At 39.8% G+C, this 21198-nt stretch carries 21 protein-coding genes; 12 read left to right on the top strand and 9 right to left on the bottom strand.

Annotation, left to right across the window (positions count from 1 at the left end; all coding sequences use genetic code 11):
- Positions 1-66: 66 nt before the first annotated feature.
- A complete protein-coding gene (locus H561_RS0120825; protein WP_027388705.1) occupies positions 67-1071 on the top strand; it encodes an SDR family oxidoreductase in 1005 nt (334 codons plus the stop codon).
- A 58-nt stretch (positions 1072-1129) separates the two neighbouring features.
- Positions 1130-1447: a hypothetical protein gene (locus tag H561_RS0120820; protein ID WP_027388704.1), complete on the top strand. Its 318-nt coding sequence runs from the start codon at positions 1130-1132 to the stop codon at positions 1445-1447.
- Between the two features lie 390 nt (positions 1448-1837).
- Here the strand turns inward: H561_RS0120820 and H561_RS0120810 are convergent, their stop codons facing one another.
- Positions 1838-2134: a hypothetical protein gene (locus H561_RS0120810; RefSeq protein ID WP_027388702.1), complete on the bottom strand. Its 297-nt coding sequence runs from the start codon at positions 2132-2134 to the stop codon at positions 1838-1840.
- A 413-nt stretch (positions 2135-2547) separates the two neighbouring features.
- On the opposite strand from H561_RS0120810, the gene H561_RS0120805 reads away from it, so the two are divergent.
- The gene (locus H561_RS0120805) at positions 2548-3405 is read left to right on the top strand and encodes a lamin tail domain-containing protein (protein WP_027388701.1); all 858 of its coding nucleotides are present in this window, start codon (positions 2548-2550) and stop codon (positions 3403-3405) included.
- 526 nt (positions 3406-3931) lie between these two features.
- Here H561_RS0120805 and H561_RS23525 read toward each other — a convergent pair.
- From H561_RS23525 to H561_RS0120785, 4 genes are all read right to left on the bottom strand, one after another.
- Positions 3932-4270, bottom strand: coding sequence for a hypothetical protein (locus H561_RS23525; RefSeq protein WP_051349485.1), 339 nt, complete (start codon positions 4268-4270; stop codon positions 3932-3934).
- A gap of 231 nt (positions 4271-4501) precedes the next feature.
- Positions 4502-5467, bottom strand: a complete 966-nt coding sequence (locus H561_RS0120795; RefSeq protein ID WP_027388700.1) for a gluconolaconase — start codon at positions 5465-5467, stop codon at positions 4502-4504.
- The gene (locus H561_RS0120790) at positions 5464-6651 is read right to left on the bottom strand and encodes a PQQ-dependent sugar dehydrogenase (RefSeq protein WP_027388699.1); all 1188 of its coding nucleotides are present in this window, start codon (positions 6649-6651) and stop codon (positions 5464-5466) included. Before H561_RS0120790 ends, H561_RS0120795 begins: the two co-directional genes overlap by 4 nt.
- A 56-nt stretch (positions 6652-6707) precedes the next feature.
- On the bottom strand, positions 6708-7268 hold the full coding sequence (locus tag H561_RS0120785; protein WP_027388698.1) for a YciE/YciF ferroxidase family protein: 561 nt from the start codon (positions 7266-7268) through the stop codon (positions 6708-6710).
- A gap of 456 nt (positions 7269-7724) precedes the next feature.
- Between H561_RS0120785 and H561_RS0120780 the strand changes: the two genes are divergently transcribed.
- Positions 7725-8096, top strand: coding sequence for a hypothetical protein (locus tag H561_RS0120780; RefSeq protein WP_155845879.1), 372 nt, complete (start codon positions 7725-7727; stop codon positions 8094-8096).
- Positions 8097-8378: 282 nt separating this feature from the next.
- On the opposite strand, the gene H561_RS0120775 is transcribed toward H561_RS0120780, so the two are convergent.
- Positions 8379-9116, bottom strand: a complete 738-nt coding sequence (locus H561_RS0120775) for an SDR family NAD(P)-dependent oxidoreductase (protein WP_027388696.1) — start codon at positions 9114-9116, stop codon at positions 8379-8381.
- Between the two features lie 676 nt (positions 9117-9792).
- Between H561_RS0120775 and H561_RS0120770 the strand changes: the two genes are divergently transcribed.
- Genes H561_RS0120770 through H561_RS0120760 form a run of 3 tightly spaced genes read left to right on the top strand, consistent with a single transcriptional unit; the run spans position 9793 to position 10853 of the window.
- Positions 9793-10131: a hypothetical protein gene (locus H561_RS0120770; protein ID WP_155845878.1), complete on the top strand. Its 339-nt coding sequence runs from the start codon at positions 9793-9795 to the stop codon at positions 10129-10131.
- Entirely contained in the window at positions 10049-10603 is a 555-nt protein-coding gene (locus tag H561_RS0120765; protein ID WP_162143043.1) for a hypothetical protein, read from the top strand. Before H561_RS0120770 ends, H561_RS0120765 begins: the two co-directional genes overlap by 83 nt.
- A complete protein-coding gene (locus tag H561_RS0120760) occupies positions 10596-10853 on the top strand; it encodes a hypothetical protein (RefSeq protein WP_155845877.1) in 258 nt (85 codons plus the stop codon). Before H561_RS0120765 ends, H561_RS0120760 begins: the two co-directional genes overlap by 8 nt.
- Here H561_RS0120760 and H561_RS23520 read toward each other — a convergent pair whose 3' ends face one another.
- Positions 10854-11318 carry a hypothetical protein gene (locus H561_RS23520; RefSeq protein WP_051349484.1) on the bottom strand — a complete coding sequence of 155 codons (465 nt, stop codon included), beginning with the start codon at positions 11316-11318 and terminating at the stop codon, positions 10854-10856.
- Positions 11319-11426: 108 nt separating this feature from the next.
- On the opposite strand from H561_RS23520, the gene H561_RS0120750 reads away from it, so the two are divergent.
- The 4 genes from H561_RS0120750 to H561_RS23515 all read left to right on the top strand — a co-directional run bounded on the left by H561_RS0120750 (position 11427) and on the right by H561_RS23515 (position 16320).
- Positions 11427-11798, top strand: coding sequence for a DUF6876 family protein (locus H561_RS0120750; RefSeq protein WP_034763015.1), 372 nt, complete (start codon positions 11427-11429; stop codon positions 11796-11798).
- 673 nt (positions 11799-12471) lie between these two features.
- A complete protein-coding gene (locus tag H561_RS0120740; RefSeq protein ID WP_027388691.1) occupies positions 12472-13269 on the top strand; it encodes an alpha/beta fold hydrolase in 798 nt (265 codons plus the stop codon).
- On the top strand, positions 13259-14392 hold the full coding sequence (locus H561_RS23055) for a PAS domain-containing sensor histidine kinase (RefSeq protein ID WP_051349483.1): 1134 nt from the start codon (positions 13259-13261) through the stop codon (positions 14390-14392). Before H561_RS0120740 ends, H561_RS23055 begins: the two co-directional genes overlap by 11 nt.
- Before the next feature lie 320 nt (positions 14393-14712).
- On the top strand, positions 14713-16320 hold the full coding sequence (locus H561_RS23515; protein ID WP_051349482.1) for an ice-binding family protein: 1608 nt from the start codon (positions 14713-14715) through the stop codon (positions 16318-16320).
- A 288-nt stretch (positions 16321-16608) separates the two neighbouring features.
- On the opposite strand, the gene H561_RS0120725 is transcribed toward H561_RS23515, so the two are convergent.
- Positions 16609-17115, bottom strand: a complete 507-nt coding sequence (locus H561_RS0120725; RefSeq protein WP_027388690.1) for a DinB family protein — start codon at positions 17113-17115, stop codon at positions 16609-16611.
- 53 nt (positions 17116-17168) lie between these two features.
- On the bottom strand, positions 17169-18017 hold the full coding sequence (locus H561_RS0120720; protein ID WP_027388689.1) for a helix-turn-helix domain-containing protein: 849 nt from the start codon (positions 18015-18017) through the stop codon (positions 17169-17171).
- 546 nt (positions 18018-18563) lie between these two features.
- On the opposite strand from H561_RS0120720, the gene H561_RS24345 reads away from it, so the two are divergent.
- Positions 18564-20939, top strand: coding sequence for a PAS domain-containing sensor histidine kinase (locus tag H561_RS24345; protein ID WP_051349481.1), 2376 nt, complete (start codon positions 18564-18566; stop codon positions 20937-20939).
- Positions 20940-21198 lie beyond the last annotated feature (259 nt).

The following is a 21198-nucleotide window of genomic DNA, read 5'->3' as shown; positions in this document are numbered from 1 at the left end:
ATGTTGATTGCTATGATACTGTAACGGCTGTAAATACAGCCCTACCACACCACAAAGTTTAAGATTATGGAAAAAACGATTACAAGAAGAAATGCGATTGGAAAAATAGCAGCTACCATCGCTGTTGCTGCTGTTGCTCCGGGCACGCTGGCACAGTCGCAGAACCAGAAAGTACGCAATACGACCGGTCCGGATCTTACTGATCCCACTACCAAATATCCGAGGCCTCCTTTTAAAAGCCAGTCTCAGCCGTTTCCCGGATTGGCAAGCAAAATGGATCCAGTGCCGGATCATGGCGAGAAAAGCTATATAGGCTCAGGAAGGTTAATGGGAAGAAAAGCATTGATTACCGGCGGGGATTCTGGGATAGGACGAGCGGCAGCTATTGCATATGCCCGTGAAGGTGCTGATGTAGCCATCAATTATCTTCCTGAAGAGGAATCTGATGCAGCAGAAGTGATTGAGCTGATTAAAAAAGCAGGACGTAAAGCGGTTGCCATTCCCGGTGATATCAGGGATGAAGCATTTTGTAAAAAACTGGTTTCCCAGGCAGTACAGCAGCTTGGCGGACTGGATATACTCATTAATAATGCGGGCCATCAGAAAACCAATGAATCCATTCTCGACATCAGTACCGAAGCATTTGACAGGACCATGAAAACCAATATCTATGCACCGTTCTGGATCACAAAAGCCGCACTTCCCCATCTGAAGCCGGGGTCATCCATTATCGGACTTTCGTCTGTTCAGGCATACGACCCTTCTGAAAATCTGTATGATTATGCACAGACCAAAGCAGCAACGACCAGTTATGTAAAATCGCTTGCCAAGCAGCTTGGCCCTAAAGGCATACGGGTCAACGGTGTAGCGCCTGGACCGGTCTGGACGGCCCTTGAAGTAAGTGGTGGACAGACCCAGGAAAACCTGGTAAAATTTGGGGGTGATACGCCTTTGGGAAGGCCGGGGCAGCCTGCTGAACTCGCTTCTATCTTTGTTCAGCTAGCAGCCAACGATGCGAGCTTTGCTTCAGGACAGATTTACGGAGCCGCCGGCGGAAGCGGACAGCCTTAATAAATTGATACAATAATTAGATATTCAAAATAATCATACTAATTTAAAATAATATATTATGAACAGCAAGATAAAAATAGCATTGGCTTTATTAGGCACAGGAACATTGATCTGGGGCTTAAGAAACAGAAAAAAGAATAAAGTGAAAACCTTCACTGCCCCTGACGGGAATACGTATAAGGAAAACCAGGTGTACCGCACCGTTGATAACAAAACGTATAAGAATGGTAAAGAAGTACGTTTTGGTAAGCCTATCCCGGAGCATAACAATTCTTCTGTAAATGCATATAACAACTCTGCAGAGAACCTTTCTAAAAATTACCAGTCTGTGAACAAAGATGTCAATTACCACCAAAAAGGAGTAAGACATCATTAAACAATACTCATTAACAATTACGAATATTCCGGCTGTCTGTAGACAGCCGGAATATTTATTGTATATCCATTCTATGCGTCTACTTCGGGATAGAAAGTCGGTTAATTCAACATGGCAGATTCCGCAACAGTGAAATATAATGGCTCTTTCCCTTCTTTTTTAAGCAGTAAAGGGCATTGCAGGGCATTTTTAATCAGGGTCTGTGATGAATATTTATCGAATACCTTTTCCCAGCGTCGGGGGGATTTCCGAAATTTTTGTGGTTTGCGGCTGGCATTCCCAAGAATCATAATCCGCAACAATCCACCACGCTTTCATGTCAGTAGGGAAGTCAATTCACAATCTTATTCACGGATCATGAAATAGTTCAGGCTCTTCTGTTGCGGTACCTCATACCTGAACGAAACCTAAACCATCATTAAACAGCATAAATTTAACAATCATATCTCTATCTGTCTGTAGAGGCCTGATGAATGGTAACGGACAGCTCGTTATAATAGTTGATGTAATTTTCTTTTCTCCCAGCACCAGCTGCCAGATTTCATTTTTAGCATCTCTTTTTTCAGCAACTTTGATAAAGCCGCTGTTCAGGTCATGCTCTCTGTTCTCGGCCTTGGCTATTTCGTTAGCAAACGGAGCGGAAATATCTTTGAATAATCTCAGTCCAAGCTTGGAATCTTCTGCCACTACCGCGCCGTTGTATGTTAAATATAATACGGAACACCCTGCTTCATCTGAAAATTCATCTCAAACTTTCCGTTCGCCGACTATAAGGACTGTGCATTGATGCCTGCACAGATCATGGAGAATCGCAGACTCCTAAAGCTTTTCTTTCATATCAATACTTTAATTCGGTATTTTAAAATAACGAAAAGTTGCATCAAACAACAGCTGACCGGAGAATATATTTTTATCTTAATCCTAAACAAATAATTTATATCACAATATTTTGAAAATTAATTATTTAGCTACTGCCGACTATTTATCAGATCATTAGCGATGAAAAAAATATTTAAAATAATTCACTAAGTGTGGTATATTGACGTGAATTTGGTATTTATTTTGTACTTTTCCAATCGAATCAAACAAATATTATTATTATGAAAAAAGTATTTACTCTTATCGGACTTGTATCGATAGCTGCATTTTCTAATGCTCAGATTGTAATTAATGAAATTTACACGGGAGGCGGAATTTTAGGCGCAACGCTGACCAATGATTTCATAGAACTGAAGAATATCGGATCTGCCGCGGCTTCTCTCAATGGGGCAAGTATTCAGTATGGACCGCCATCAGGCGCGTTTACCCAGTATCATACGATCCCTAACATCACGCTGGGGCCCGGACAGACTTACTTAATTCAGGAAGGTTCAGATGGCGGGGGCATCATCAATCTTCTCAATCCTAACCTTATTGTTAATGTAGTGCTTAATTTTAACGGAGCCAATCCTACAGTGGGGGCAGGAATAAGCATTGGTTTTACTTCAGGGAAAGTTGCTTTGGCCAGTAATACCACACAGGTTACAGGGCCCACAGCTTCCAACGTTTTAGATTTTGTAGGGTACGGTGTGGTAGATCAATATGAAGGTACAGGAGCAGCTCCTTCTCCAACCATATTAAATTCAATCACAAGGATTTCAGGAGATACCAACCGTAATAATATAGATTTTACCATTGCTCTTGCATCACCACAATCGAGTGTTTTAGCCGTAAGTGATGTCTATAACAATACTGCACGACACGATTTTATTAAAAATTCTTTGGTAAAAAATAATGAAGTCGTTTTCGGATCTGATGTAAAAGACGTTAAAATCTACTCGATTTCAGGACAGTTAATCAAAACTTCTTCCGTAAAAGCTCATGAAACTTTAAATGTTTCCGAACTTCAGAAAGGAAATTATATTATCACAGGAACTATTAATAACCAACTGGTTTCCCAGAAAATCTTAAAAGACTAATTAAAATTAATTTATATATCAGACAGCTGTTTACCTACAGCTGCTTTTTTGTTTTAATACTACTTGATTCATATTAAATAAGCAAAAATTATTACGGAATATAAGAATTGTTTATATTATTAGCAAAATAGCTCCCACAGATCATGTCGATGTGCAGATTTTTATGTGTGCTAAAATTATGCTTATTTGAGAAACTTTTGAGAACAGTATTAAAAAATAATCCTTAAAGAATTGATAAATCTTTAAGACCAATGTAAATATATTCCAGAGAAAAAATTCGGAAATTTTCCGGAGACTAAGCCCCTCCAGCAACTAATGCACTATAAGAAAAGAATGAGACAGCAACTGTTGCGTTTATCACGCTGACATCTAAATTATTATCTACGAATATATAATCTAAATAAACTCTTCCTGATCATTTGATTACAAATCCAATTGATTACTGATTTACTTCATTAAATAAACCATCTTGTATATCATAAAAATATCCTTCTGATTTTAGAAGGATATTTATTTGTGGTGGTGATTAATTTAATTTTTCTGCAGTAATATATGTTTTTCCCTGCTCATCTTTCCATGAAGGGCCCTTTACGGTTATGGTATCCCCTACCTCATATCTTTTAAACTGGCTTCCGCTTTTCTGAAGATTCACCACACTGATGGTTGCGGTATATTCTTTTCCGTTAGCGTCTTTGATGGTGGCCATATAGCCGTCTTTACCGTTTTCAATATGCGTGATTGTTCCGCTTGCCGACATTACATTTTTATCATCCATACTGGTTGACTGAACTGGTTTATTCACTGTACAGCTTATAATGCTGAAAGTTCCGAATACTAAACCTCCTAAAAGAATTATTTTTTTCATGATCAATTTTTTATTGCTAATGATAACTTTAAGCAATCATAGGCGTCAAATGCTGTACCAAACTATTTGTGTGAATCATGCTTTAATATTAAATATTTTACTGAACCATTACATTCAATCTCATATATAATTGCAATAACTAACACAGCTCTTTATTATTGCAAATATTACAAATAAATAAGACAGGAAAAAATTTCCCTGCCTTATTTATTTCATACTATGAATAATCTGTTATCTTGGCAATGGCATAAGCCGCGCGTGTTGTATGGCAAATTTCTTTGAAGGGACAGAAGTACTGTCAGTAAGTTCTGAAAATTTGGCATTCATGATCCAAACCTTGTCTTTTGCCTTTGCAGCGGTAGAAGGATATGTAAAACGGTCTGCCGCTAAGGTAGATGCGGATAACTTTGCAGAGGACCAGTTGTCTTCTGAAGTCAGCTCGTAAATCTTATCACTGCCGCCGTTTTGCACCAGCACCAGTTTCTGATTGTCAGTAAGCAAGAGCCCGTCACCGTTGATAAAAAATTGTTCAGTCGACACCTTAGCAATATTTTTAGGATTGTTCAGATCAATTTTATACAATGCTCCGGTACCGCTGCTTACCGTAAGCAGATACCCGGACGGATGATATACAATGCCATTCAGTCCGATGCCCTTTGTTTTAAAAAGTGGGCTATCAGCAAAGACAGATGCCTTGCCGCTTGGTGTCACCTTATAAATAACATTGGCAAAGCTGTCGGTAACATAAGCATTCTGCTGTCCGTCAAAAGCAATATCGTTAACAAAATGTTCACCCGGAACCAATCCTGAGAGATCAATATCATCCGTCTTTTTCCCGGTAGCCATATCGATACCTACCAGACGCGCCATTTTTTTTCGCGTATCCGCCGAAGTAAATTTACTGTAATTGGCATCGCCGATACACGCAAACAAACGCTTGCCATCCGGATGTACCTTGATGCCGTAACTTGACTTAAATGTAGGATCACTGATAAGGATGCTGTAAGCACCGGCAGGGGTTACTTTACCGATGTTGCCCAACCTTGCCGAAGAAACAAAATAAGTATCGGAATTACCGTCATACTCAATTCCTTCAGGATAGGCTTCAGGTGCGTTAAATTCGATCCTGGCCGTAGGCTGATCCGGAATGGCTGCCGCACATCCTACGAAGAGTGCACATACTATTATTTTTTTCATAAAGTTTTATTTTTCTTGATACTGTACAAAACGCCGTTGGCGTCGTCGGAAATATACACAGTGCCGGATGAGGTAATGGCTACCCCAGCCGGCCGGCCGAACCTGGTTTTGCCTTTAAGAAAACCTGTGAGGAAGTCTTCTGCTCCTACCGGCTTGCCATTGACAAACTTTACATGCTGCACCTTAAAACCCACAGGCTTGCTACGGTTCCAGGAACCATGCCAGTTAACAATAGCATCTCCGCTGTAGGGTGAGCCGGCGGGGAAGAACTGAAAACCGATCGGTGCCATATGTGCCTGGAATTCCATTGTGGAAGGCTCGGTATTTTCTACCAGTTTCTCTTTGCTGTCTCCGGCAGGGTCTTCCCTGCTGGCGTCAACCTCTCTTTTGGCATAGGCAAACGGGTAGCCATAATTTTTACCCTCTTTGATCTGGTTCAGCTCTTCAGGCGGCCAGTTATCACCTTTCGCATCACCGCCGTTATCCATTCCCCAGAATTCATTGGTTTGAGGATGCCAGTCGAATCCGATAGTATTTCGGAGGCCTGATGCGAAAATGGTTCTCTTCCATGTAGACGGATCAACCTGTACGATAGTGGCTGCTTCACGATCACTTTCCTTACAATCATTACAAAGGGTTCCGATAGAAATGTACAACTTGCCGTCCGGTCCGAAATCCATAGTCCTGTTCGGATGCTGACCGGCACTTGGCATATCTTTAAACAGCATTTCTTTAGTGCCCAGCGTTCCGTCAGTATTAATTTTATAACGGCGCAGCTCATTATTATTACACAGATACAGCCATCCGTCTTTTATGGTAATTCCATGTACACCTTTGAATTCTGCTGCTACGGTCCTGATATCATCAAACTTGCCGTCGCCATTGGTATCTTTCAGTAGAAGTACATCTCCGGTATCACGCCGTGTAATATATAAGTTTCCGTCAGGAGTATGGTACAGCATTCTTGGTTTTCCGAGACCAGAGGCGGCTATGGAAACCGTCCATCCATCCGGTACCTTTAAGAGACTTACCATTTCGGGCATAAAATCGAGATGTTCCGGATAATTGGTGGAGTGTGTAATTTTAGTAATATCTCCGGGAGGAGTGCCGCGCTGTGCTGATGCATCTGAAAATACAAAAGAGGCGATAATGGGAATGATTCTGAAAATAGTTTTACTGCTCATATTATTTGGTGGTGTAAATAAATCAGGCTGCACATTGCAGCCTGATAGTTGTAAATTTATTCCTGATCTTCTTCAGCCGCTTCAAAGTTGATTGCGTTATAGGCAGATTCGGTCAGCAGCGCATCGGCTTCTTTTTCTTCTGCCAGTGTAGCTTCCAGCAGTGAAGCGATTTCGTCCTCTCCTAATGTTCTTGCGAACGCAGCCAAAGTACCGTAAGAAGCGATTTCGTAATGCTCTATTTTCTGTGAAGCAGAAATTATTCCTGCGTCGCGTACCGGGCCTTCTTCAGTTTCTTCCATAATGCTCTCCCCTTCTTTGATCAGCCCTTCCATGGCATCACATTTTTTACCGCGGTTGGATTCCCCAAGGATCTCAAAAATTTTTTCCAGTCTCTGGACCTGGCCTTCCGTTACGGCCACATGCTCTTCGATAGCAGCAGCAAGTTTAGGTTCGCTGGCATTTTTAGCCATTTTGGGCAATGCTTTCAGCAATGCTCTTTCGGCATAGATGATGTCTTTAAGTTCATCAATGAATAATTCTTTAAGTCCTTCTGCAGCGGAAGATTTCGCAGCTACTTTTCCGGAGCTTCTTCCATCCTGGGTGTCTGTCTTTTTCATATTATAGATTTAAATGGTTTGTTCTATAACAAATACAAATCTGATACCTTTGAAATCCAGAGACTTACTTTGTGGTATTTTTTTACAGAAATAAATAAATTTAAGAATATCTGACCGTTGATTTCTGCCCGGCTAATGTCCACAATTCATTTATAACTTACAGTAATACCGTTGCTGCATAAAATTTTGCTCCGCTACTCATTTCAGAATTCTTTTTAAAAAATGTATTTCTAATAACCTATTTGGATTTTTTACAAAATAATTTCCTACAGAATTTTGATTCCGAATCTCTTATGTGACTAAAATCTTAAAAATAATCCAGAATGGAATTAAAATCAAGCTTTAAAAGTTTTTATAAAGTTTCAAGACTAGTCTCGATTATCATCAATGGAACCTGTTTCCACAGAATATTTTCCAGGCAGGTAATTTGCTGTATCGATTATTATGAAAAATGTAATGACCCGAATTATCCTCATTACTGTATTATTCAGTTTGGCAGTTACTTTATCAGGAATTGCTGTCTATACTTCAACTCTGGACCGAACAAAAAGTGAAATGCCGGGATTGGTGTATGCAATAAGCACATGCATTGTCCTGTTGTTTTCACTGAGTTCATGCAGTATCTATCTTAACATCCTGTCAAAGATAAGATATTCATCAGGATACCGATTTTTATCCTTTTTTACACTGCCGGGATTAACGGCAGCATTATTATTTACTACACCGGACCTATATGAAGACAGACTGCTGTGCCTCATTATCATCATCCCGTTCTTCGGTATGCTGGCCTATCAATTTATCAGATTCTCATGGACATATGTTAACTGACAATCTCTCAAAGTGTAAATTTACCACTTAATACCATTATGGGGGTTTCCGATATTTCCATTTTACATTTTCTGTACAACATACATTCAGAGTTTGCCAGCCACCATACCAAATGTACATCCGTAAAAATATTGCCACTCAATAATGGTTTTACATGCGTATGCATGGACTTTGTCAAAATTCAAATCAGCTAAAAAATCAATATTATAAAATGAAAAAAATAAAGACCTTGAATATAATCCCGGATTTTGCCGCTATTTTAGAGATCACTGTTATTCTTTATTACCAAGGAATCTCCCCTGTTTCAGGGTTGCTTTCTTCGCTGAAAAATTTCCCCGTCGGACCGTCCTGATCTGTTAAAGCATATTTAACAATACGCTTTCCGGCTTCTTGAACTTCGCCCCCGTTATGATTGGTGAAATCTGTTTTTGTATAGCCCGGACAGACTGCATTTATTCTGAAAGCCGTGTTGCGTAATTCATAAGCCAGATGAACGGTGTACATGTTCAATGCTGCTTTTGATGAGGCATATATCGCATATTTTGCATAATCGTATGCCGGCCATTCCGGATTGCTTTGCAACGACAGCGAACCTACACTGGTACTTACATTCACTATCCTGGGCTCTTCAGACCGTTTCAGTAAACCAATAAAAGCCTGACTGACACGGATTGCCCCATACAGATTGACATCAAATACTTCATTATAATGTTCCACAGAAGTTTCAGCGGCATTTTGTGGAACAACACCGCTTATCCCTGCGTTATTGATGAGAATATCTAAATGGCCCTGTTCTTTTTCAATAATGCCCCGGGCTTCTGCAATAGTCTCTTCTTTTGTGACATCTATCCGGACCGCTTTTATATTTTTAAAGCCTATTTCATTCAGCTCCTTTACAACAGCATTTCCTTTATTAATGTCCCGGCTTCCCAGATAAACGATCAATCCCTTATCGGATAGTTGTTTTGCCGTTTCCAGACCAATGCCTTTGGTGGCCCCCGTAATTAATACTGATTTCATTTTTTTATATTTAAATTCCTGAAACAAAGGTGAAGTTTACCGCTGCATAATGATTTACCATTTGGTAAAAAGTTTTTTCTTTTTTGCTTCTTATTGCTCTGTCAACATTAATCAGGATATACTCTTCCCATGGCTTTGGGAATTATTGTCTTTTTATTTTTTAATTTGTTGCTGATTAATATGCGAGTATGTAACGATTAAAAACTAAACTGATACCAAGTTATTTTTCAGGTACTGAATGAGTTTAGAATACTTATTTTTCAAAAAATGAAGTTGAACTTTAACCCTATTATATAGAGGAAATTGGAAAATATGCTCCTATTAATCACTTCTTAAGAATTATCTTGAATAAAATATGGCAAGTATGGTCTTAATAAACAAACATTTACAAGGTAATTTGTATATTTGCAAAATATTGACCGAAAAGGAGGTTTAGGTTATTCTGTTAATTGAGATCTGGAAAATTTCTTCTTAAAATACAGACATGAGTTTGAGTGTATATGATATTAATGTAGACTCAAGTGTATTACATTTATTTTTTTCAGATCCTGGCTAAAAAGAATCATTTTTTAACCTTCTGAATTCAATAATTAGTGATTTAAATTGTATTTTTGTCGGGTAATTTTTAATTTTATATTTGGATGTAAAATTATCCTCAGTTAAAAAAAATTATATTATGAAAGTAAAACATCTATTAGTGGGAATTTCTTTATTATCTATCTTAACAGCATGTTCGGACAGACTTGATGAATACTCCAACCCATCTGATAAAAATAAGGTTGATATTAATGTAAACAAATCCAAAGATTTTATAATAGATCAGGACTCCGTTAAAACAGACAGCTTTAAAAAGGAAATAAGTAATCTGAAAACAAATAAAACGGAAACTTCAAAAACACAACAAGATTCCCTGCAAAGTAAAGAAATTATTAATGAAACCAATACACAAACCAACCCCGGAACCGGAGCCGATGGAGAAACAATTGATCCAACAAAATCGGATCGGCCGAAGTAAAATAATTATTGAAGTTGTTGCTTCTGTATTTGTAGTTCTTTCCGCTATTGCACCGTTTCTTAATAATATAATCGGCTATTTTACAGATGTAAATGTACAGCTGAGCAATAATGCCGGTGAAAGGAGATTAGATCTTGATTCTGCTATTTATTACCTGTCAATACCGTCATGTATTATTCTATTGGCGTTAGGCGGCTTGTTCAGGGCAAACAGATTTACCTATTATGCAGCTTTAATTGCCGGATACTTCCATTTGGTTACTTATATCAAATTCATTTTTTATTTTCAAAATGAAGTGTCGGCAATTGCTGATACGGCCGTTATCTGCCTGTTAATAGCGATCGTTTTCCTGATCTTCAGACTCGATAATTACTATAGGAATCTGCAGGTACTTAACAAGTTTAACAACAGTACTTTGAATCGTTTTTCAACCATTCTCTTTAAACGTAATGATATTAAAGAAAATGAGTAGCCACAGAGAACGATTGAAGATACTTGTTGCACTTTCTGATAAATTATGGGAAGACTATTCCAGTACCGTTATATCTGAAGAGGAATACCTTAAGAAGATGTATCTGGTGAAAAAGGAAATAAATAATGGTTTTCTGAATACAATGCAGGATCTGGAGCTGTTTGCCAATGATCTCGGTTATCTTATTTTAATCAAACCGACAAAAACATATCTTGGCGGCCATGAGAAAATCATTATTAATAAAAATTAACTATTTAGGCACCCCTTTCATTAAAGACAGTATTTCTTCCAGATGTTTATTTTGATTATGGATGGCCTCATCTAATTTTCTTTCTAATCTGGAAATTTGACTTTGAATAAACAATACTCCCTTATCTTGGGCATTATATTGGGCGTATAGATTGGCTAGCAAATCTCCAAGCATTTCACTATTGCTATGTAAAAGATCATCCGCAGGCTGATTTATATTTTCTTTTAAAGAAACCTTGAGAATACCATTACCGGTTATCAACCAATTTAAATTTTCCTTTTCCTGAAGGTCCGGATACAGTACAATAATTTTAGCTACTTTTTCAACCCCTAAATCACTTTTTAAAGCCGCACCTTTAAAATTAGACGAAGACAGCCCGATATCTTTATAAAAAGTTTCTTTTTTAATCCCCTTTCTTTCAAGGAATACTAAAATCCTGTCTTTTACAGTCTGTATTTTGTCCATTTTATATATAAATAGTCTAAATTTTGTCTATATTTGTCAAAGATAAAAAAACAATTCTAATATAACAATGCTCATCTCACAAATTGATATTAAATTTTAAATTATAACATGATGGTAAGGAAGGCTTTAAAAAACTCAGCAAATGATCTTTATGATTTTTATCAATATCCTGAAGAACTTCATTCGTACAGAGGTTTAATCAGTATAACCCTGGGAATACATGATCTGATTACGGAGGAGAATTGTTCATGGATTTTAGATGTTATCTTAGAAAACCAGCAAACGTTGTCTGATCATAATATTCAGATCTGGGAACTGTACAGGATTGGTCAGGATACTTTTAATTTGACAGGTTCCACCGATAATGGAGAGGTAATATTTACATGTGAAAATCAGAAATTTAAATCTTTCTGGGATTATCTTCAGATTATCAAAAAAGGATATCTGCTATGTTTGCCGGTCGAAAGAAATATTTACTGATTATTTAATATAATGGAAATACAAAAATCAGCATCTAAATAATCCAATCTTACTCTTTAGTTGCTTACCTGATTCTTAAATATTATTAGTTTAAGATTAATATATCCTTAGTTTCCAAGTATTAAATGCTCCTCTTATTGAATTAATATATAGGCCCGTTGCTTAAATATCCCATTAATTCAAAGCGGTATTGATAGGCTGATTCACCAGACATAATTCTTCTAAAAAGTTCCTGCCGTTAAAAGCAAAACAATAAATCCAGTTTTTGTTTTTAAAAAAACGAAATATATTCAGCAGCTTGTGGAAAAATAAACTCGACATTTTATTCAATAATAAATTTAAACCGTATTTTCTCTCTGAAAATGCCGTTAAGTTTATAAATTGAAAAATAACAGAGCTGATGACTTCATATTCTTATTGCTAGGATTTATTATTAAATGATGGCATATAGATCTTACCATAAACCAAATAAAGCAAAGATCACTGTCTTCTGCATATTCGAGTACATAACCTTGTAAGTATATTTACTGTAAGATAAAATCCGAACAATTTAGTGGATACTTCAGATGCATACCTATATCCTAGATTATTGACCAGATACCGTTTCTGGATTTATTCAGCAGAAGTACGTTCATGCGGAATAATGAGTTATCTTTGTAAAAAGCGGTCTTCTATGAGTGTACTTAAGAGAAACAATGTCACGGTAAGCGGAAATGGTGACACTGTAATGATGTTTGCCCATGGTTTCGGTTGTGATCAGAATATGTGGCGCTACGTTTACCCTGCGTTTCAGGACAATTACAAAACCGTTCTTTTCGATCATGTAGGCGCCGGAAATTCCGATCTTTCAGCCTACTCTTTTCAAAAGTATAATGGCCTTGAAGGCTATGCTGAAGATATCGCGGAAATTGCTGATGAACTGAATATCAGAAACGGTATTTTTGTCGGGCATTCCGTAAGTGCAGTCATGGGACTTATGGCAGCCGCTATAACCCCGGATATTTTTAAAACACTTATCCTGGTGAGCCCTTCCCCGTCTTATATCAATCAGGACGGCTATACCGGCGGGTTCAGCAGATCAGAGATCAATGAGCTGCTGGAATCGATGGACAATAACCACCTGGGCTGGTCAATGGCGATGGCTCCCGTTATTATGGGAAATCCGGAAAGGAAAGAACTCGGAGAAGAACTGACCAACAGCTTTTGTAAAACCGACCCGGAAATAGCCAGGCATTTTGCCAGAACCACTTTTCTTACGGACAAGCGCGACATCCTTCCGCAGACCCATATTCCCGTTCTGATCCTGCAGTGCAGCCATGATGTGATTGCACCGGAGGAAGTAGGCCATTATATGCATAAACAGATACCGGACAGCACACTTGTTATTATGAATGCTACCGGGCATTGCCCGAACCTGAGTGCCCCGGAAGAAACCATTTCAGCCATAAAAAAATATTTAGATGAACAATAAACTTTCCCTTCCCCCGTCCGCCGAAGATTTTGATGATTTTTTTGAATCTTCATTATGTGGCTTTGTCATCACAGACCGAGAAGGGAAAATTGCCAGGATCAACAGGCGTGCAGCCGGATGGCTGAATACGGTCCCTGAAAAATTATCAGGAAAGCGCTTTTCTGATATACTGGCTGTGGGAGGAAAAATTTATTTTGAAACCCATCTTTGGCCTTTGCTTCGGATGCAGGGATATTTTGATGAAGTCGCTCTTGAACTGGCAGATTCAGGAAACGGGAAAATGCCCGTCTATATCAACGGTGATGAAAGAAAAGATGAAAATGACCATCCGCTTTTTATCCGGTTTACGGTTTTCCGCGCCTCAGACCGCAGGCTGTATGAAGAAAATCTGCAGACTGCCAAACAGCTTGCAGAAGCCAATCTGGAAATGGAACAGCAGAATGCCCTGATCCGTGAACAGTTCATCGCCGTTCTGGGCCATGACCTCCGCAATCCGCTTGGCGGGGTTATGAGTGCGGCACAGCTGGTGGCAAGATCCAAACTGGGAGAACGCGAAGAAAAGCTCGTCAAATTAATCCAGACGGGATCAAAAAGGATGTATGACATGATTAATGATATCATGGATCTGGCGCGGGGGCGCCTTGGCGGCGGATTTCCTGTCAGTCCGGTTGAAACAGACCTTGAACAATTGCTCAACCAGGTAAGCGATGAACTGAAAGTGGTATGGCCGGAAAAAATCATCAATTCAGATTTTAATATCAACCGGCCTGTAACCTGTGATCCCGGTCGTATGTCGCAGCTCGTTTCCAACCTGCTGGCGAATGCTATTATCCATGGGTCGCCTGATGAGCCTGTACTTATAAAGGCCACTGCTACCGAAGACCTCTGGGAAATCTCGGTGATTAATCAGGGAAAACCGGTTCCGAAGGAAGCACTGCCCTACCTCTTCCATCCTTTTCGCCGGGAAGGCAAACAATCCAGCCAGAACGGATTAGGCCTCGGGCTCTATATTGCCTCTGAAATAGCAAAAGCCCACAATGGTACGCTGACCGTAACCTCGGATGAACAGCAGACCTGCTTTACATTTCGCTCTCATCTGCAGGCAACGATGCCTTATAAATAAATAAGACCTTGTATTCGGAGGGAGAAGGTTTAACTTTTACATTAAAACAGCTTATTAAAGATTGTAGATACTCAATGCAGTCTGGCTTACGGTAAGGCCTGTAACCGGTCATTTTTCTTTAGCTTTTTCAACTAACTTTTCATGGACACACACTGTTTATTAAATTATATTTTTTTTAATCATATAAACAATTAATTTATAACTTTTTAATAATAAATAATTTTTATTATTAAAAATATAAAAAATAATGCCTTACGGTATGGTTTTAGTATAATACACCTAAGCTGGACTAATTAATTTTCAGCTTTATACTAAAAATAATGAAAAAAATTTTACATCTGGTAGCTCTGGTTACCTTTATGTGCTTTAGTTCACATGCGACGGCTCAGGCGCCCGTACTTGGTGCAGCATCTAATTTTGCACTCTTTTCAACAAACGGTGCAGTAAGCAATACCGGATTATCGCACCTTACCGGAGACGTAGGCACAAATAACGGGGCCAGCACTAACTTCGGAAACGTTGACGGTGTTATGCATGATGCTGACGGTTCTGCTGCCAGTGCGGCGGCGGCTTTAACCATTGCCTACAATCAGCTTAATGCGGCTGTTCCCAATTTCTTTCCCGCACCGCTTTTAGGCAACGGACAGACACTGACTGCCGGAACGTATGCCATCGGACAGAGTGCTACTTTAAATAACAATCTGATCCTCGATGGAGGGGGAAATGCGAATTCAGTTTTTATTTTTAAAATCCAGGGCGCCTTCTCTTCTGCTGCAGGCGCACAGGTGCAGCTTACCAATGGGGCCCTGGCCTGCAACGTATTCTGGAAGATAGAAGGCCTTGTGGATCTTGCAACCAATACCGCGATGAAAGGAACGGTAATTGCCAACAATGCAGCGATTGTCCTTAACAGCGGAGTATCGCTTGAAGGGCGTGCCCTTTCAACAACAGGTGCAGTAACCGTATCTGGTGTAACCGTAACGAGACCGCTTGGGTGCGGAGCTCCGATCCTGACAGGACCTGCTAAACCGGTTTTAAATACCATAGCATGTTATACAGTATTCACAGGGAACGGAACCGTTACCAATACCGGTATTTCTTTTGTTACGGGAGACATCGGTTCAAACGCAGGGCTTACCACCGGCTTTGATGCCAATAATGTAACGGGAACGATCCATTCAAGTCCTGATACCTCTACGGCATCAGCTGCTGCTGACCTTAACAATGTTTATACGTATCTTAATACGCTTCCTACGGATATTGAACTCCTTTATCCTGCTGCATTCGGACAGAACCTTGTGCTTACCCCACATACTTACCTTATGAATGCTGCTACCGTTCTCAACGGAACCGTAATTTTAAATGCACAGGGCAACGCAGATGCCGTATTTGTGATTAAAATCAACGGCGCTTTATCAACCAGTACCTATGCTTCTGTAGTGTTACAGAACGGTGCACAGGCAAAAAATGTTTTCTGGAAGGTAGACGGAGCCATTAACCTTAATGATTATTCCAGTTTTAAAGGAACAGTGGTCGGTAACAATGGTGCAGTTAACCTGAATACAGGAACTGTAATCGAAGGCCGTATCCTGAGTACAAGCGGCGCTGTAGCCACATCCAGTATCAATGCACAGATGACTGCAGGATGTACATCTACTACGCTGGGCACAGTTTCAGTCCCTGTCAAAGATTATGCCGCTAAGGTCTATCCGAATCCGTTTTCATCAGTTCTGAATATCGTATTGGATGATGCGGAAACGGGGTCAAACCTTACAATTTTTAATGCCGCGGGATCAAGAGTCTTGGAAACCCGCCTGACAAGTAAAGCTAACGCATTGGATATGAACCTCCCTGCCGGAATCTATTTTTATCAGATAAAAGGTAAAACGGGTGCACAGCAGAGCGGTAAGCTTATTTCAAAACCATAGTATATTAAAATCAAGACCCTATTTACAAATCCTGCCCTCGGCAGGATTTTTTTTGTGAAACTAATTCATTTTTAGATTTCATATCCTTCATATTTATTGTGGATTATCTAAGGATAGCGCCCATCCTTTAAATATGGCAGGACTTCAAAAAATAATGATCTCCTAAACAGGGAAGGCATTACAAAAAGCTTTTGATTCTTTAGCATCTTTCACTTTGCCGGAACTACAAATTTCTCCGGTACATGGTAAATGCAAAGACATCAATGGCCGGGTGGTTCTCTGTTCCGACTATACCTGCTTATTCTGAATCATAAAATAAGTAAATAAATCGGTATTGGAAAAATCTGTAAACCCTGCCTGTCGCAATAACGTAACCAATTGCCCACGGTGGTAAGCAGCATGATTAACGAAATGCGGTAAAGTCTTCCAGAATATCATTTCCACTTCTTTGCCGTTTGGATATAAAACGGTTACGGGCTGCTGATAATCTTCTTCGGGATGGTTTCTGATAAAATACTGAAGGTCTTCAGATGCTTTTTCCCAGATTGTAATCAGTTCGCTTTTTGTGCCGTTAAATTCAGCAGACAGATAAACGGGACCGGGCACTTTTGTCCAGAAGTCAATCCAGATTTTTTTAGCACTTACCATATGAACGGCAGTCTGTTTAATACTACTGAAACTGCTTGTAATAGGTTGTTCCCATTGTTCTTCACTGAGTTGTTCCAGCCATTCAATGATAATACGGTCGGTCCAGTTATTATAATCTGCCAATTCCGTGAAATACTTTTTTGTCATTTTCTTTACGTTTTAAATTCAGCGCAAAGTTAGAAAGCAGTTCAGGTATGGGATTATTGATGATCGGTCAAATGCTGTCCGGAAACGGTCAGATTTTGCTGCTTAAATTCTTTAGGGCTCATGCCATAAACTTTTTTAAATACCTGTGAGAAGCTTGAATGATTTTCATAGCCCACTTTATAGGCTACAATCCCCGGATTTTCATTTTGAAGCAGCAATGATCTCGCCGTTTCCATTTTTTGATGTAAAAAGTACTGTCCGGGTGCTTGATGATAGAGCTTTATGAATTTCCGTTTGAAAGTGGAAGCACTGGTATGGCACAAAAATGCCAGTTCTTCTAATGTGAGATTGTTGGTTATGTTTAATTCAACCGCTTTCCTGATTTCAAAGTCAGAGTATTCTTCCTGATTTTTTGCATGGAACGAAAGGATTTCTTCCGGATAATTTTCAAGGAGGTGAAGCATCAGTTCTTCAAATTTCAGCGCTGTCATTTTGTCTGAAAAAGAAGCCGGTTTTAATTGGATGAGTTTAAGGGAAGTCAGGTAAGCCTTTATAAATTCATCTTTTTCAAATACGGCAAAAGGCTTTTTAAACCTTCCGGGATTTGGTGGAATCCTGTCAATTACCGAAGCATATTTTACAAAGAATTTTGACCATGCAGAATTGTCAAAAAACAGCATGGTGCTGCGATACGTATTATTTACGGGAATCTTTTCCGTCATTAAACAATTACCCGAAGAAAGTATCGCAAACTGGTTATCTGTAATAATTGTTTTGTGGTTGGCATAATACACAATTTTTTCTCCCTGTTCCAGTAATGAAACCATGTTATTCGGAAGCAGGATCTTATTTCTCGGCACCTGCCTGTCTGAAACGTAGCTGTAAGTAGTGAATGTGTCCATTATAGAGTTCTATGTCTGAGGGCTGGCTGTTTATCCTGAACTGGACGTCAACATTTTCGGCTTTTCATCGTAAAGATCACTGTACAAATGATCCGCTTTAAACCAATGCTAAATTAATGAAAAAAAATGAACATTTATTTTTATGCCATCATGTAAACATTTGTTACAGACAGTAAGATCCTGGTTAAAAGAATGATTTTTTATCCAGGCTTACAACCCCGATCCGGTAAACAGCAGTTTAAACTTTAAGACCGGCGTTATTATAAAAAACCCTTGAATAGTTAGAGGATACTGCAAAAATACCGGATAGCCTTTTGAATAAAACAGAACCCTGAAACCCTGAACTTCCTAATTCTTTTGACACTGCAAAAAAGTTGCTGATTTTTTTTAGGATTATTTACTTTGTCGTAACTTTTCAGCCAAAAATTAAGGCATTGGATTTCTGTACTCTTTTTCCGAAGATCTGATTCTACCGATTGGTAAGTGTACACAAAGCTTACGCTTTATTTATTTTTTAGTCAATCATAATTCCAGCAGCAACGATATATGACAAATTTCTCCAATAAACATACCTCTGAAAAGCAAAGAAATGCTGAAACGGAAGACCGCCTGAAAGCCTTGATTGAAGCCACGTCAAATGTCGTGTACTCATTAAGCCCTGACTGGAGGGAGATGCGTGAACTTGACGGCAGGGGCTTTCTTAAAGATGCCGATGCGCCAACCACCAACTGGAGGTCTGACAATATATATCCTGCTGATATGGATATGGTAAATGCCAAGATAGAAGAATGCATCCGAGAGAAAAAAATTTTTAGCCTGGAACACCGGGTTCTGCGGGCTGATGGCACGCCCGGATGGACTTTTTCCAAAGCCATCCCTATTCTGGATGAACAGGGTGATATTATTGAATGGTTTGGAACAGCACAGGACATCACCCAGCGTAAAGAGGCTGAGGAAGCATTATTAAATGCTAAAACGCAGTCGGACCAGCAAAAAAGGCTGTATGAAACCGTTACTTCATCAACGCCCGACCTGCTGTATGTATTTGACCTCAACTACCGCTTTACCTATGCCAATCAGGCCCTGCTGAACATGTGGGGCAAAACATGGGAAGATTCCATCGGAAAAGGACTGTTGGAAATCGGCTATGAACCCTGGCATGCGGAAATGCATGAGAAAGAAATTGACCGGATCAAGGAAACCAAACTTCCCATCCGCGGAGAAGTGTCATTTCCCCACGCAATTTTAGGCAGGAGGGTATATGATTATATTTTCACTCCCGTTCTCGATGAATATGGCAACGTTGAAGCAATAGCCGGGGCCACCCGGGATGTAACCGAACGTAAAAAATGGGAAGAAAGCCTGGAAAACGGATCAAAAGTCCTGCAGGCACTCAATGAAGAGCTGGAAAATGCCAACCATGAGCTTGCGGCTACTCTTGAAGAAGTAGCCCAGGTTAATGATGAATTAATAAAGGCCAATGAAAAAATCGAAGAAGGCCAGATTGCTTTCCGCCTGGCGGTTAATGCAGCGAATTTCGGCACCTGGTTTATCCATTCCATTACCCGGGAGTTCATTACCGATGCCCGTTTAAAAGAACTGTTCGGATACTATGAAGATGAGTCGCTTTCCATTGAGCAGGCACTGGCACAGATTACGGAAGAATACCGGCCTTATGTTGCCGCAAAACTGGAAAACGCCATTTATAACAACGGTGATTACGACGTTACCTACCCGGTTATCGGGTTCCATGACAACCATCTCCGGTGGCTGCGCGCCATAGGCAATCTTAAAGCAGACCCTTCAGGCACTTTTTCTGCTTTTACCGGCGTGGTAATGGACATCACCGAACAGCATCTTGCCAGCGCAGAGATTAAGCGTGCAGAAGAAAATCTGAGAATGGCCGTCGATGCAGCAGGATTAGGCACTTTTCAAATCAGTGCGGATGACCGTACCTTTACCGCTTCCCCAAAGCTTAAAGAATTCTTCGGGTTTCATCAGGATGAGGTTATGCCATACGAGGCTGCTGTTAATCAGATACACCCGGACTTTCGCGAATCAGTAGCGGCAAGCGTGGAACGGGCATTTATGGAAAACATGCGCTTTGATATGGAATACCAGATCATCGGCCACCATGATGAAAAGCTGCGGTGGGTGCGCGCCATAGGTGAAGTACAGCAAAAAGACGGAAAGAAATATTTTACCGGTGTCATCCATGAGATCACTGAAAAAAAGCTGGATGAAATCCGGAAAAATGATTTCATCGGAATGGTAAGCCATGAACTGAAAACTCCGCTCACCTCGATAAAAGGTTATGTTCAGCTTATGCAGCTCAAATCCGCAAAAACAGGAAACGAAACTTTTCCCGGAATATTGGAAAAAGCGGATCTGCAGATCAATAAAATGACGGCCATGATCAATGGTTTTTTAAATATCTCAAGGCTTGAATCCGGTAAGATCCATATTAACAGGCAGTTGTTTGACCTGGCCCTGTTACTGAAAGAAGCGGAAGAGGAATCCTTAGCTACGATCAGCAGCCATAGCATCATCTTTGCCCCAGCAGACTCTGTAAAGATCAGTGCTGACCGGGATAAAATCGGGCAGGTTATCCATAACCTGATCAGCAATGCCGTTAAATATTCTCCGACGGGCAGTGTTATTGATATTTCATGTACTTTCAATCATGAATTTGCCTATATCAGTGTTAAAGACCAGGGCAAAGGGATCACACCGGAAGATGCGGCTCACATTTTTGACCGCTATTACAGGGTGGAGGGTGATGACATGCATTCAATTTCCGGTTTCGGGATAGGCCTGTATCTCTGCTCGGAAATCATCAGCCATCACAAAGGCACCATTTCAGTAAAAAGCGAAATCGGCAAGGGCTCTGAATTTGTTTTTTCGCTGCCGCTAAATGTATAAAGCAAAGGAAGATGCAGAGCAATAATTACAGCATAACCGGCGTTGATAGCATAAGCGGCAATATTTCAATCATTACAGGAGTTTTTTGCCCAGGTATCCAAAACATATTAAAAAAAAGCATTCAATACCTCCCCTACTGGAGTAAATGAAGCCAGACCAAGATGGTTATCCGAAATGAAGTTGTCAAAAGCATGCACCAAAAAAATAAAGAAACGAATTAATGAGTATTATATTATAGACGATTTCTCCACAATGTGGG

The sequence above is a fragment of the Chryseobacterium gregarium DSM 19109 genome (genome assembly GCF_000430845.1).
GTDB lineage: Bacteria > Bacteroidota > Bacteroidia > Flavobacteriales > Weeksellaceae > Chryseobacterium > Chryseobacterium gregarium.
Note: the sequence above shows the minus strand (reverse complement) of the source record. Positions and strands in the feature narration are given on the sequence as shown.